The 12,961-nt window shown below is 67.3% G+C and carries 12 protein-coding genes; 7 read left to right on the forward strand and 5 right to left on the reverse strand.

Going from position 1 to position 12,961, the window contains the following annotated elements; genetic code table 11:
* Positions 1 to 50 precede the first annotated feature (50 nt).
* Positions 51 to 1,022: a UDP-glucose 4-epimerase GalE gene (gene galE / locus AC1DNG_RS10685; RefSeq protein ID WP_476856567.1), complete on the reverse strand. Its 972-nt coding sequence runs from the start codon at positions 1,020 to 1,022 to the stop codon at positions 51 to 53.
* Positions 1,023 to 1,174: 152 nt separating this feature from the next.
* Positions 1,175 to 2,197, reverse strand: a complete 1,023-nt coding sequence (gene glpX, locus AC1DNG_RS10690; RefSeq protein WP_028277383.1) for a class II fructose-bisphosphatase — start codon at positions 2,195 to 2,197, stop codon at positions 1,175 to 1,177.
* Between the two features lie 213 nt (positions 2,198 to 2,410).
* On the opposite strand from glpX, the gene AC1DNG_RS10695 reads away from it, so the two are divergent.
* The 3 genes from AC1DNG_RS10695 (at position 2,411) to AC1DNG_RS10705 (ending at position 5,256) form a co-directional block, all read left to right on the forward strand.
* Positions 2,411 to 3,124 carry a DUF4245 domain-containing protein gene (locus AC1DNG_RS10695; RefSeq protein ID WP_476856568.1) on the forward strand — a complete coding sequence of 238 codons (714 nt, stop codon included), beginning with the start codon at positions 2,411 to 2,413 and terminating at the stop codon, positions 3,122 to 3,124.
* A gap of 9 nt (positions 3,125 to 3,133) precedes the next feature.
* Positions 3,134 to 3,748 (forward strand): carbonic anhydrase, encoded by a 615-nt coding sequence (locus AC1DNG_RS10700; RefSeq protein WP_028277382.1) that lies wholly within the window; start codon positions 3,134 to 3,136, stop codon positions 3,746 to 3,748.
* A gap of 71 nt (positions 3,749 to 3,819) precedes the next feature.
* On the forward strand, positions 3,820 to 5,256 hold the full coding sequence (locus AC1DNG_RS10705) for a class II fumarate hydratase (RefSeq protein WP_079553135.1): 1,437 nt from the start codon (positions 3,820 to 3,822) through the stop codon (positions 5,254 to 5,256).
* Between the two features lie 102 nt (positions 5,257 to 5,358).
* On the opposite strand, the gene AC1DNG_RS10710 is transcribed toward AC1DNG_RS10705, so the two are convergent.
* Positions 5,359 to 6,027 (reverse strand): VWA domain-containing protein, encoded by a 669-nt coding sequence (locus tag AC1DNG_RS10710; RefSeq protein WP_476849085.1) that lies wholly within the window; start codon positions 6,025 to 6,027, stop codon positions 5,359 to 5,361.
* 194 nt (positions 6,028 to 6,221) lie between these two features.
* Here AC1DNG_RS10710 and AC1DNG_RS10715 point away from each other — a divergent pair, with 194 nt between their 5' ends.
* Together AC1DNG_RS10715 and AC1DNG_RS10720 are read left to right on the forward strand one after the other, a co-directional pair.
* Positions 6,222 to 6,938, forward strand: coding sequence for a TetR/AcrR family transcriptional regulator (locus AC1DNG_RS10715; protein ID WP_476856569.1), 717 nt, complete (start codon positions 6,222 to 6,224; stop codon positions 6,936 to 6,938).
* Positions 6,935 to 8,650 carry an MDR family MFS transporter gene (locus AC1DNG_RS10720; RefSeq protein ID WP_476887321.1) on the forward strand — a complete coding sequence of 572 codons (1,716 nt, stop codon included), beginning with the start codon at positions 6,935 to 6,937 and terminating at the stop codon, positions 8,648 to 8,650. The genes AC1DNG_RS10715 and AC1DNG_RS10720 overlap by 4 nt, the downstream gene beginning before the upstream one ends.
* A gap of 142 nt (positions 8,651 to 8,792) precedes the next feature.
* On the opposite strand, the gene AC1DNG_RS10725 is transcribed toward AC1DNG_RS10720, so the two are convergent.
* Positions 8,793 to 9,350: a prepilin peptidase gene (locus AC1DNG_RS10725; RefSeq protein WP_476856571.1), complete on the reverse strand. Its 558-nt coding sequence runs from the start codon at positions 9,348 to 9,350 to the stop codon at positions 8,793 to 8,795.
* 58 nt (positions 9,351 to 9,408) lie between these two features.
* Here AC1DNG_RS10725 and AC1DNG_RS10730 point away from each other — a divergent pair, with 58 nt between their 5' ends.
* Positions 9,409 to 10,236: a hypothetical protein gene (locus tag AC1DNG_RS10730; RefSeq protein ID WP_476849089.1), complete on the forward strand. Its 828-nt coding sequence runs from the start codon at positions 9,409 to 9,411 to the stop codon at positions 10,234 to 10,236.
* A 48-nt stretch (positions 10,237 to 10,284) separates the two neighbouring features.
* Positions 10,285 to 10,935, forward strand: coding sequence for a GNAT family N-acetyltransferase (locus AC1DNG_RS10735; protein ID WP_476887322.1), 651 nt, complete (start codon positions 10,285 to 10,287; stop codon positions 10,933 to 10,935).
* 471 nt (positions 10,936 to 11,406) lie between these two features.
* Here AC1DNG_RS10735 and AC1DNG_RS10740 read toward each other — a convergent pair whose 3' ends face one another.
* On the reverse strand, positions 11,407 to 12,846 hold the full coding sequence (locus tag AC1DNG_RS10740; protein WP_028277376.1) for a PhoH family protein: 1,440 nt from the start codon (positions 12,844 to 12,846) through the stop codon (positions 11,407 to 11,409).
* Between the last annotated feature and the right edge of the window lie 115 nt (positions 12,847 to 12,961).

Raw genomic sequence — 12,961 nt, forward strand, 5'->3', positions numbered from 1 at the left:
CCCCGGCCAGCCGGGCCGCTGTTTCCCGGTGGCCGGTGTTGGTGGGGGCGTTAGTTGGCCGTAATGGCGTGCCGCTGGGCGTCGTAGGCGCTGGCCACCATCTGCTCCACGGAGTGCCGCATCTTCCAGTCGAGATCGCGGGCGGCCAGCGTGCCGTCGGCCACGATCCGGTCCGGATCCCCTGCCCGCCGCGGACCGATTTCGGGTTCGAAATCGATCCCCGTGACGTCGGCCATCGCCGTCATGATCTGGCGCACGGACAGCCCGTCCCCGGATCCGAGGTTGTACACCCGCTCCAGCGGCTTGTCCGCCTCGAGCGCCTGGGCGGCGGCCACATGCGAGGTGGCCAGGTCCGCCACGTGCACGTAGTCGCGCACGCAAGTTCCGTCCGGCGTGTTGTAGTCGATGCCGTTGATGCGCGGCGTCTTACCGGCCGTGAGCGCCCGCAGCACGATCGGGAAAAGGTTGTGGGGGCTGGTGTCGTAAAGCTCGGGCGCACCTGAGCCGACCACGTTGAAATACCGCAGCGAGGTGTGGCTCAGGCCCCGGGCCCTGCCCTGGTCACGGATCAGCCACTCGCCGATGAGTTTGCTCTCGCCGTAGGGCGATTCCGGGTTGGTGGGCGTCGCTTCGGTGACGATGTCGCCGGTGGGCGTGCCGTAGGTGGCCGCGGACGAGGAGAACACCAGTTTGTCGACGCCGGTGAGCTCCATGGCCTTGAGCAGTTGCGCGGTGCCCGTGACGTTCTGTTCATAAGTCAGCAGCGGCTCCTGGACGGAAACCCCCGCGTACTTGAAACCGGCCAGGTGGATCACCCCGGTCACCGCGTGCTCCCGCAGCGTACGGGCCACGAGGTCGGCGTCGAGGATGCTGCCATGGATGAACGGCACATCGGCCGGCACGAACTCACGGTGCCCGCTGGAGAGGGAGTCAATCACCACCGGCTGAATCCGGGCACCGCGCAAAGCGGAAACCACATGAGAACCGATATATCCTGCACCGCCAGTTACGAGCCACGTCATGGCTCCACCCTATCTAATCCCACGGGCCCCGGCCGCCGCACCGCAATAGACACGTCATCATGCACCTGGTTTAAGACGACGAATCCCGGACCGCGGAGGCGGCCCGGGATTCGCTGCGCTCTATCGTGCAGTTCAGTGTTGCCGTTCAGGTGCTAGCTCCTGCGGGCGTAGCCTTCCCACTTGCTGGCCTGGTGTTCGCCGTCGACAAAGCGGATCGTGCCGGACTTGGAGCGCATCACGATGGACTGGGTGAGGACCTTGTCCTTGGAGTAGCGGACGCCCTTGAGGAGGTCGCCGTCGGTGATGCCGGTGGCCGCGAAGTAGCAGTTGTCGCTGGAGACGAGGTCGTTGGTCGAGAGCACGCGCTCCAGATCGTGGCCGGCGTCGATCGCCTTCTGCTTCTCTTCGTCGCTCGTGGGCCACAAGCGGCCCTGGATGACGCCGCCGAGGGACTTGATGGCGCAGGCCGCGACGATGCCTTCCGGGGTTCCGCCGATGCCCATGAGGGCGTCGACTCCGGTGCCGGCACGCGCAGCGGCGATGGCCCCCGCGACGTCGCCGTCCATGATGAACTTCGTGCGGGCGCCGGCTTCGCGGATTTCCTCCACGAGGGGGCGGTGCCGGTCGCGGTCCAGGATCATGACGTTGAGCTGGTTGACCTTGACGCCCTTGGCCTTGGCGATCAGGTGCAGGTTCTGCTTGACCGGCAGACGCAGGTCCACCATGTCGGCCGCTTCCGGGCCGGTGACGAGCTTTTCCATGTAGAACACGGCGGAGGGATCGAACATGGAGCCGCGTTCGGCGACGGCCAGGACGGCCAGGGCATTGTTGATGCCAAGGGCGGTCAGCCGGGTTCCGTCGATGGGGTCGACGGCGACGTCGCACTCGGGGCCGGTGCCGTCACCGACGTGCTCGCCGTTGAACAACATCGGGGCTTCGTCCTTCTCGCCCTCACCGATGACAACGACGCCGTTGAAGTGCACGGTCTGCAGGAAGGAGCGCATGGCGTCCACGGCGGCGCCGTCGGCCTTGTTCTTGTCGCCGAAACCCACCCAGTGGCCGCCGGCGATGGCCGCGGCTTCCGTGACGCGGACAAGTTCCAGCGCGAGGTTGCGGTCAGGCTCATCGATCCCGACGGCGAGCGACGGGGAAAGCGTGGAGTACTTCTGGGACATGGGCGCTGGTGTCACGTGAACCTCTTCTTCGAGTGGCGGTCGTTGAACCCGTACGGCCAGGATCGATCCGTCGCGGTGATTCGTCTGATATTGATCATAGTCGGGGCGGACCCGGAAGGTCATGGGATGACCGGCGCGTGACGCACTTCACCGTCGGAGGGGCCGCTGCGCCGCGAATGTGAGATCGGCCCGGACATGCGCGACTATAGAGGGGTGAGTGAATTGCAGGACGCTTCCCCCGCCGCCCCCGGTTCGCCGGCTGGCAGCGCCCCCGCGGCAGACCCGCCCCCTTCCGGACAGCCCGTGAAGCCCGTCATCGCCGCCGCGGCGGCCAAACGCGCCAACGCCTCCGTGATGGGCATGATCATCGCCCTGGTGGTGAGCATCGCCGCGTTCCTGCCGATCGTCCTCATGAACCCGTCTCCGAAGACCGACGGTTACCGGCCCAACGTCAACGTCAGCGCCACCGCGCAGAACGCGGCGGGTGTGGCGGGATTCACACCCGTGGCGGCCGATACCGGCGACACATTCCGCGCCAACTACGCCCGTTGGGAGTCCGGCGCCGGCAGCGGCGTCCCCGCCTGGGAAGTCGGCTACCTGACGCCCAAGGAATCCTTCATCGCCCTCGTGCAGACCCGCACGGCCAACCCCACCTGGCTCCTGCAGCAGACCAAGAACGCTCCCGTGACCGGCACCCGCAATGCCGGCGGCCGCGACTGGGAACTGCGCGACACCGGCAAGGGCGAGAAATCCATGGTGCTGACTGATCGCGGCACCACCGTCATCCTCTCCGGATCCGCGACGCTGGAGGAGTTCTCCGCCCTGGCCACCGCCGTGGTGAAGTCGCTCGAAAGCAATCTGCCCGCCGGGGCATCGTCCAGCACGCCAGGCGCAACAGTTTCACCTTCGGCCAGCCCTTCACCGTAAAGTGGCCACGTGGCTACTTATCTGACTCCCGCACTCGCCTGGCAGCGTCTCCGTGAAGGCAACAAGCGTTTTGTCGCCGGCACGTCCTCACACCCCAACCAGGACGCGTCGCGACGCTCGTCGCTGGTTGAAAACCAGCACCCCTTCGCGGTGATCTTCGGTTGCGCCGACTCCAGGCTTGCCGCCGAAATCATCTTCGACCTCGGCCTCGGGGACGCCTTTGTGGTCCGCACCGCCGGCCAGGTGATCGACGACGCCGTGCTTGGCTCGCTGGAATACAGCGTCAGCGAACTGGACGTCCCTCTGATCGTCGTCCTGGGGCACGACAGTTGTGGTGCTGTCACTGCAACCAAGAACGCCGTGGAAACCGGCCAGATGCCGGTCGGTTTCATCCGCAGCCTGGTGGAGCGGATCACCCCGTCCGTGTTGACCTCGCTGCGTAACAATCAGACCGACGTCAACGACATGGTGGTCGAGAACGTCAAGCAGACCTCGCAGCGGCTGGTGGACAGTTCCCGGGTGATTTCGGGCGCAGTCGACAGCGGCCGCACCGCCGTGATCGGCCTCGCCTACAGCCTGGCTGACGGCCGGGCCGATCTCGTTTCCAGCATCGGCAGGCTGTAAACCCCGGCGCCCGGCCGTCGCAGCCTGCTCACGGTTTTCGGTGGGACTCCTACTCCCAATAAGCTAGCCCCATGACTTCCACAGATGAGTTGAACACCGAAGAGTTCCGCATTGAACACGACACGATGGGCGAAGTCCGCGTTCCCGTGAACGCCCTGTACCGCGCACAGACGCAGCGGGCAGTCGAGAACTTCCCCATCTCCGGCAAGACCTTGGAGCGCGCCCACATCGAAGCCCTGGCACGGGTGAAGAAGGCCGCCGCCCAGGCAAACGCAGAACTGGGGGTGCTCGACGGCGAGCTCGCCCAGGCGATTGCCGACGCAGCCGACCAGGTTGCGGCCGGCAAGTACGACGGCGACTTCCCGATTGACGTCTTCCAGACCGGCTCCGGCACGTCCTCGAACATGAACACCAACGAGGTCATCGCCGAGCTCGCCACGCGTGCCCTCACGTCTGCCGGAAGCGACAAGGTTGTGCACCCGAACGACCACGTCAACGCCTCGCAGTCCTCCAATGACGTCTTCCCCACGTCCGTCCACGTCGCCGCCACGTCCGCCCTGATCAACGATCTGATCCCGGCCCTCGGCTACCTGGCGGAGTCGCTGGAGCGCAAGGCCACCGAATTCAAGGACGTCGTGAAGTCCGGCCGCACGCACCTCATGGACGCCACCCCCGTCACGCTGGGCCAGGAGTTCGGCGGCTACGCAGCGCAGGTCCGCTACGGCATCGAGCGCATCAACGCCGCCCTCCCCCGCGTCGCCGAGGTCCCGCTTGGCGGCACCGCCGTGGGCACCGGCATCAACACGCCGGCCGGATTCCCGGAGCGCGTGATCGAACTGCTGGCGGCCGACACCGGACTGCCCCTGACCGAGGCCCGCGACCACTTCGAGGCCCAGGCCAACCGGGACGGCCTCATCGAAGCGTCCAGCCAGCTGCGCAACATCGCGATTTCCTTCATGAAGATCAACAATGACCTGCGCTGGATGGGCTCCGGCCCCAACACCGGCCTCGGCGAAATCGCCATCCCGGACCTGCAGCCGGGCTCGTCGATCATGCCGGGCAAGGTCAACCCCGTCATCTGCGAAGCCTCCATCATGGTCTGCGCCCAGGTGATCGGCAACGACACCGCCATCGCGTGGTCCGGCACCAACGGCGCCTTCGAACTCAACGTCGGCATCCCGGTCATGGCCGCCAACCTCCTTGAATCCGTGCGCCTGCTGGCCAACACCAGCCGCGTCATGGCCGACAAGATGATCGACGGCATCACCGCCAACGTCGAGCGCGCCCGCTTCCTCGCCGAGGCCTCGCCGTCGATTGTGACCCCGCTGAACAAGTTCATCGGCTACGAGAACGCCGCCAAGATCGCCAAAAAGGCCGTGGCCGAGGGCCTGACCATCCGTGAGACGGTCGTCTCCATGGGCTTCCTCGAGCGCGGCGAACTGACCGAAGAGCAGCTGGACACCGCCCTGGACGTCATGTCCATGACGCGCCCGCCGCACAAGGCCTGACGGCTCCGGGCGGCGCCGCCCCCGAAGAGTACAAACCCCGACGGCCGGCATCCTTCCTGGAAGGGTGCCGGCCGTCGGCATGTCTGCACCGGAGGTCAGAACTTAGACCCTGGGCGGTTCCCCGCCGGCGGCCTCCCGCTCCTGCGCCGTGTACGCCGCCGCGGCCGCGGCATCCGCCATGCTGGCACCGCCGATCCGTGCCTCCCGCAACCGCCGCGTCTTGGCGGACTGGACGGAGAAGGCAGCATCGACGTTCCCGGCGGCATAGGTCAGGGCGTCTTCGGCGCGGATGCCGAGGCCGCCGGCGGTCAATACGGCGTCCTGGTTGGCGCCCAAATACGTGAACTGCCAGCCCCACTGGCTCTGCTGCCGCTGGACCAGGGCCTTGACCAGCTCGCCCGTGGCCTCGCGCGAGGAGTTCTCGTGGCCGTCCGTCAGCACGGCCACCAGCACAGTGCCGGGGCGCTCATCCTCCGGAAGGGCCGCCAGTTCCGCACCCGCTTCGCCGATCAGCCTGACCATGGCGTCGTGCAGGGCGGTGCTGCCCCGCGGCTGCAGGTCCAGGGCCGGCACGTCCTGGATGTCCACCGAGGCGTAGACGCGCTCGTAGGTGTCATCGAACTGCGCCAGCGACAGCCGGCACCGGCCCGCCACTGCCCGCTGTTCGCGGATGAACGCCGCAAACCCGCCCACAGTGTCATCGGCGATGGCGCTCATCGACCCGGAACGGTCCAGGAGGACGTACACGTGCGTCAGGGCTGAATCTGTCATGCTTCCCCATTTCCGGCCCCCGACGGAGCTTCTGCCTCGTCGCGGGCCACCTGTTGCCAGCGGTATGGCTGGACAGGAGCAGGCTACGGCCGGGCAGCGACATTATTGCCGGCAACAGCCCAAACAACCCAAACAGCCCAAACAGCCCAAAGTTTCTTTTGCACTATTTATAATTTAGTGCAAAAATACACTTCATGGGAAACAGTGCAATTACCTCAGGCGGCCTCCGCGAGCGCAAGCGGGCCGCAACACGGGCGGCGATCACCGCCGTCGCGCGTTCCCTGACCGCCGAACGCGGCCTCAGCGGCTACACCGTGGAGGAAGTCTGCGAGCGCGCGGGCATCTCCCGCCGGACCTTCTTCAACTACTTCCCTGCCAAGGAAGATGCGATCCTGGGCCACGTCGACGACGACTTTCCGGAAGAGGTGGTGGCCCGGTTCATGGCGGGCGGCGCGGGTTCGCCCGCCGGGGAAATCTCGGCCTCACTCCTCGCCGACCTCGTGCGCCTGTCCCTTGATCTGTCGGAGCGGATGAGCGGCTCCGAGGAAGAGACCCGCCAGCTGATCGGGGTGATCAAGAAGGAGCCCCAGCTGATGCTGAAGATCATCGGCGCAACCGAGGAACGTGAGGCCGACTTCGCCCGGCTGCTAGCGGCCAGGGAAGGCGTACCTGCCGATCATCCCGTAGTCCGCATGGCCGTGGCCCTCCTCGGAAACGTCGCCAGGAAAACCAGCGCCGACTACTTCTCCGAGGGCAACGCCCGCCCCTACAAGGACTTGCTGCTGGAAAACATTGCAGCAGCCCGCACGCTCTTCTCCCTGCCGTTCACCATGTCCCAGTTCGACACAGTCCACTTCGACGGAGTCGAGTCAAATACAGTCCAGCCCAACCCTTCCGAAGGAGCGCAATGAGCGCCGCCGTCAGCACCAAGCCAGCAGCCGAGCCGCTGCTGCTGACCCAGAAACGCATCTGGATCATCTTCTCCGCCCTCATCGCGGGCATGCTGCTCTCCAGCCTTGACCAGACCATCGTCTCCACCGCCATGCCGACGATCGTCGGCAAGCTCGGCGGCGTGGAACACCAGGCCTGGATTACCACTGCCTACCTGCTCGCCACCACCATCGTCATGCCCATCTATGGAAAGTTCGGCGACATCTTGGGCCGCCGGAACCTGTTCCTCATCGCCATCGGGCTCTTCACCCTCGCCTCTGTCGGGTGCGCCCTCGCCACCGACTTCTGGGGCTTCGTGGTCTTCCGCGCCATCCAGGGCCTCAGCGGCGGCGGCCTGATGATCCTGTCCCAGGCCATCATCGCCGACATCGTTCCGGCCAAGGAGCGCGGCAAGTACATGGGCCCGCTGGGCGCAATCTTCGGCCTCTCCGCCGTCGCCGGACCGCTGCTGGGCGGTTTCTTCGTGGACCACCTGACCTGGGAATGGGCCTTCTACATCAACATCCCGATCGGCATCGCCGCGTTCACCATCGCCTGGTTCACCCTGACGCTGCCGAACAAGAAGGCCGAGAAGCGGATCGACATCCTGGGCGTGCTGCTGCTCTCCGCGGCCACGACGTGCCTGATTTTCTTCACCGACTTCGGCGGCAAGAAGGACGAAGGCTGGGATTCCCCGCTGACGTGGGCGTTCGGCGCCGGGCTGGTGCTCGCCGCTACGGCCTTCATCCTGGTGGAGCGCCGGGCGGAGGACCCCATCATTCCGTTGAGCCTGTTCAAGAACCGCATCTTCGTGAACTCCACCGCCATCGGCTTCACCCTCGGGCTGGGCATGTTCGCGGCTATCGCCTTCGTCCCGACCTTCCTGCAGATGTCCTCCGGGACCTCCGCCGCCGAATCCGGCCTGCTGATGCTGCCCATGATGGTGGGACTCATGGGCATGGCCATCTTCTCCGGCATCCGCATTTCCAAGACCGGCAAGTACAAGATGTTCCCGATCCTCGGGGCCACCCTGACCATCGCGGCAATGCTGTGGTTGACCACACTCACGACCGCCACGCCCATCTGGGTCATCTGCGTGCAGCTGTTCGTCTTCGGCGCCGGCCTGGGCTCGATCATGCAGGTGATTGTCCTGGTGGTCCAGAACTCGGTGCCGGCGGACCAGATCGGCACGGCCACGAGCACCAACAACTACTTCCGCGAGGTGGGCGCATCCCTGGGCGTGGCGGTGTTCGGCTCCATCTTCACCACCCGGCTCTCCGAGTCCCTGACCAATGCCTTTACCGGCGCCGGGGCGTCTGCTGAGCAGGCGTCGCAGTCCACCCGGACGATGGACCCCCAGGTCCTCAGCCAGCTCCCGGCGCAGCTCAAGGACGCGATTGTCAACGCCTACGCGGACTCGCTGGCCCCCGTCTTCTGGTACCTGCTGCCCTTCCTGGTCATCGCCCTGATTCTGGCCCTGACCCTCAAGCAGATCCCCTTGTCGGACACCGCCGGCATGGTGGCCCGCGGCGAAGCAGTCGGCGGCGAGGAAGCCGAGCGGCTCGAGGCGGAACGGGCGGCAGCCCGCCACGCCGCCGACGCCGCGGAGTCCACGGGGCCGGAAGGGCTTTCAGCCCACGGCAACACCGGTGGGTCCGGCCACGAAGACGAGCTCACCCGCCTGCGCGGCTGAGGGTCCGGAAACTGACGGTCCGGAGACGGCCCGGCAGCAGCCGGTGAGTGCCAGCAGGGGCGCCGCAACCTTTGGGGGTGCGGCGCCCCTGCCGCGTGCCGGCCGGTCGGCTCCGGCAGGCCGGGATGGCCGTGCAGTCGGCCTATCCGGCGGCCGGCAGCAGCATGGCGGCGGCCGTGCCGGCCAGCATGAAGGGCCCGAAGGGAATGGCCGACTGCAGCGTCCCGCGCCGTGCGGCGAGCAATCCGAGACTCCACAGCCCGCCGAGGACGAACGCCGCAAAGGTCCCCGCCATGACGTGCCCCCAGCCCAGGAATCCCAGGTACATTCCCAGGACGCCCGCGAGTTTCACGTCGCCGAATCCCATTCCCGGCGGATATACCGCGTGCAGGAGAAAGTAGAAAAGCCAGAGGGCTGCCCCGCCGGCCAGGACACGGAGCCCCGGAATGCCGAATGCCCCGGCGTCGGCTATGCCGGCCACGTCCTGCCCGCCGGGAAGCAACTGGCTGGCCGCCGCGCCCAGCAGAAGGACTCCGGCGATCCCATAGGAGGGAAAGACGATCCTGTCCGGGAGCAGGTGGTGCCGGACGTCAATGACCGTGAGCCGAACGGCCATCACGAAGAAATACGCGCACGCAGCCAGGGCAAGCCAGAAAGCCAGCGGGTTGGCGGCGCCCAGGGTGCCGAGTCGTTCGATCACCCTCGGATGCTACTTGATATTCGTCCGGCCCGGCGGTCCCCGCGCGTAAACTGTGGATATGGCCGCATGGGACAGCACGAACCGGCGCGGGCCGGACGCGCCCCGCGGCCCGGCGGAGAAGGCCGCGGCCTTCCGGAACCTGTGCCGGTCATCGCCCTGGAAGTGGCAGTCGCTGAGGTTCGAGTACCTGGACCGGCCGCTCACGGTTTCCGCGGTTTCCCCGGCCGCCCCCTCCCCCGGCGACCTCGTCAGGGGGTGGCTGCGCCGGCCCGGTGCCTTGCGGCTGGAGACTGCCGACGGACTGGTCATCGGCAGCACCACCGGCATCAATGATTCCCGCGGCGGCTTCTATATCAGCTCCACGAGGAAGACCTGGCTCCTGCCCCCGCAGTTGGTTACGCCGGTGTACGACGACGACGGGCTGGTGCGCCGCCGCCCGGAGGCAGCTTATGGCGAGCCGTCGTTCGGCAACGGCAGGTTCGCCGCCGTCCTGGACCCGGTGGAGCTTGCGGGGAACGCCCCCGTCCCGTTGGAGTTCCCAAACTCCAACGCCGTCGAGCTTGGCCCCATCACGGAGGTAGACCACGAGGGCCGGCCGGCCCTGGAATCGACGGTCAGCCCGAACCTCTCCTACCGTCCCGCCGATCCCGGAGCCCCGCTATGCCGTCCGGGACGCACGCTGCTGAGGATTGACTCCGGCACGGGCGTCTGCGTTGCGAGCCGCTGGCTGGACGCGCCCGGGGCCGGCTCAGAGCAGGACGGTTACGGGCACTGGCTCCGCATCCTGGGCGTCGACGAATACATGCTCGATGACCTGTTCCTGGCCGAATCGATGAACCTCACGGACGTCCGGCGCCACATCAGCTGGGACGTCCCCGCGGAATAGCCCGGCCGTGACTCGCATCCGCCCGCCGGCACCGCTAGGCTTCCTGCGATGACTGAACCCGCCGACTCCTGGCCCCCTTTCGGCTTGAGCCTGACCACGCCGCGTCTTCAGCTGCGCCCCATCCGCGACGCGGACATTCCGGCCGCGGTCTCAGCCGCCCTGAGCGGCGTGCACGAGCCGGGCCGCAGCCCCTTCAGCAGGCCCTGGGCCGAATCCCCCGCTGAGGAGCTCGGCCCGAACATGGCGCAGTGGTACTGGCGGTGCCGCGGGAACATGACACCGCAGGACTGGACCCTCCTGCTCGGCATCTGGCACGAGGACGAATTCGTCGGATGCCAGGACGTCGAGGCCAAAGACTTCGCCACGCTGAAGACGGTCACCACTGGCTCCTGGCTGCGGCAAAGCGTGCACGGCCGCGGCCTCGGCAAGGAAATGCGGGCCGCCGTCGCCCTCTACGCCTTCGACTGGCTCGGCGCCGAAGTGGCGGAATCCGAGGCCGCCGCCTGGAACCAGCAGTCCCTGGGCGTCTCACGCTCCCTCGGCTACGAGCTCAACGGCGTCACCCGCGCCGCCTGGGGCGGCAAGGCCCAGGGGGTCCAAAACGTCCGACTCACCCCCGCCACCTTCAAACGCCCCGACTGGCAGCTCGATGTAAAAGGCCACGAACCCACGGCCAAATTCCTGGGCATCCACCAGTAGCAGCAACGGCCCCCAAACGGGGCCGCGGCGCCCGCCGTCGCTCAGACGCCTCCTGTCGCTTCCCGTCGCTGGGTTGCGGTGGTTGCGGGTGCCGTGGTTGGGTTCGCCGGACCGCCACCTTTCGCCGTCGCTTAGACACGACGCATGGGACCCGCTGCGGTCGCTGGGCGACCTCCGGGGATCCGATGCGCCGCGATGCGCTCCTCTACGAAAGACGGCGACCCGGCTGGTGGGCGTCTCACCATCGGGGCAGCGGTGTCCCGCTAAGGAGCGCATCGCCGACCAAAGCGAAGCGAAGGTCGCCCAGCGACCGCAGCGCAGCGACGGGAGGTGTCTAAGCGACGGCGGGACGCCGCTGCCCGGCGAACCCAACCACGGTTTCCCGACAACGGCGAACCCAACCACGGTTTCCCGACAACGGCGAAGGGCCGTGGTCCGGCGAACCGGACCACGGCCCCCAACCTCGGGAGGCTAGATCTCCGCCCCCTCCAGCAGCTCCGTCACGAGGGCTGCGATCGGCGAGCGCTCCGAGCGGGTGAGGGTGATGTGGCCGAACAGCGGGTGTCCCTTCAGGGTCTCGACGACGGCCGCCACGCCGTCGTGCCGTCCCACCCGCAGGTTGTCCCGCTGGGCGACGTCGTGCGTCAGGACGATCTTGGAGTTCTGGCCGATCCGGCTCATCACTGTCAGCAGCACATTCTTCTCCAGGGACTGCGCCTCGTCGACGATCACGAATGCGTCGTGCAGGGAGCGTCCGCGGATGTGCGTCAGCGGCATGACCTCAAGCATGCCCCGGTCCATCACTTCCTCCACCACTTCCTGGCTGACCAGCGCGCCCAGGGTGTCAAAGACCGCCTGCGCCCACGGGTTCATCTTTTCCGCTTCGGACCCGGGCAGGTAGCCGAGTTCCTGGCCGCCCACCGCGTACAGGGGGCGGAAGACGATCACCTTGCGGTGCTCCCGGCGCTCCAGGACGGCTTCGAGACCGGCGCACAGGGCCAGTGCGGACTTGCCCGTGCCGGCCCGGCCGCCGAGGGACACGATGCCGACCGACGGGTCCATCAGGAGGTCGATCGCCAACCGTTGCTCGGCCGAGCGGCCGTGGAGTCCGAAGACGTCGCGGTCGCCCTTCACGAGCCTGACCTGTTTGTCCGCCCCTACCCGTCCGAGGGCCGAGCCGCGGCTGGACAGCAGGACCAGCCCGGTGTTGGTCGGCATCTCGGCCGCCGCCGGGATGAATACCGGCTCGTGCCCGTACAAGGTGGCAACCTCGTCCTCGCCCGCGTCGAGCTCGGCGACGCCGGTCCAGCCGGAGTCCTTGACGAGTTCATTGCGGTACTCGTCGGCCAGCAGCCCCATGGCCGAGGCCTTGACGCGCATCGGCAGGTCCTTTGACACCACCGTCACGTCGCGGCCCTCGTTGGCCATGTTCTTCGCCACCGCGAGGATGCGGCTGTCGTTGTCCACCCCGCGGAACCCGGCGGGCAGCACCTCGGCGGAGATATGGTTCAGCTCCACCATGAGCGTGCCGCCGTCGGGGCCCAGCGGGATGGGACGGTCCAGGCCGCCGTGCTCGAGCCGCAGGTCATCGAGCAGCCGGAGGGCCTTGCGCGCAAAGTAACCCAGCTCCGGGTCGTGGCGCTTTCCTTCGAGCTCGGTGATGACAACGATCGGCAGGATGACCTCGTGCTCGGCGAAGCGCAGGAGGGCCCGCGGATCGGAGAGCAGGACGGACGTATCGATCACGAAACTGCGGGCCGTGCCCCGGCTCCCTGTTCCTTCCCCGGAAACAGCAAGACCGGCCGCCGCGGAATCCGCTGCACCGGTCTTTGAGGTGGCTCGCTTGGCGCGAGAGGTAGCTTTCTGTCCCTGATCGGAAATGACGTCGGGCAGTTGCTCAGAAATAGCCACATCGACTCCAGCCCCGGGGCAATGCCCGGAATTGTTATTGGTGAGGCGGCTCGGCCTGGAGGCCGGACGCGGCCTCCCATACACCCGGTGCGAAAATCCGCTCCATGTACTGGCC

It is taken from the genome of Arthrobacter sp. 01T425 (assembly GCF_056398725.1).

Bases quoted from the DNA above. Each gene is read 5' to 3' on its own strand.
- galE (WP_476856567.1), bottom strand. From the start codon at position 1,022: ATGACGTGGCTCGTAACTGGCGGTGCAGGATATATCGGTTCTCATGTG.
- glpX (WP_028277383.1), bottom strand. From the start codon at position 2,197: ATGTCCCAGAAGTACTCCACGCTTTCCCCGTCGCTCGCCGTCGGGATC.
- AC1DNG_RS10705 (WP_079553135.1), top strand. From the start codon at position 3,820: ATGACTTCCACAGATGAGTTGAACACCGAAGAGTTCCGCATTGAACAC.
- AC1DNG_RS10710 (WP_476849085.1), bottom strand. From the start codon at position 6,027: ATGACAGATTCAGCCCTGACGCACGTGTACGTCCTCCTGGACCGTTCC.
- AC1DNG_RS10715 (WP_476856569.1), top strand. From the start codon at position 6,222: ATGGGAAACAGTGCAATTACCTCAGGCGGCCTCCGCGAGCGCAAGCGG.
- AC1DNG_RS10720 (WP_476887321.1), top strand. From the start codon at position 6,935: ATGAGCGCCGCCGTCAGCACCAAGCCAGCAGCCGAGCCGCTGCTGCTG.
- AC1DNG_RS10730 (WP_476849089.1), top strand. From the start codon at position 9,409: ATGGCCGCATGGGACAGCACGAACCGGCGCGGGCCGGACGCGCCCCGC.
- AC1DNG_RS10735 (WP_476887322.1), top strand. From the start codon at position 10,285: ATGACTGAACCCGCCGACTCCTGGCCCCCTTTCGGCTTGAGCCTGACC.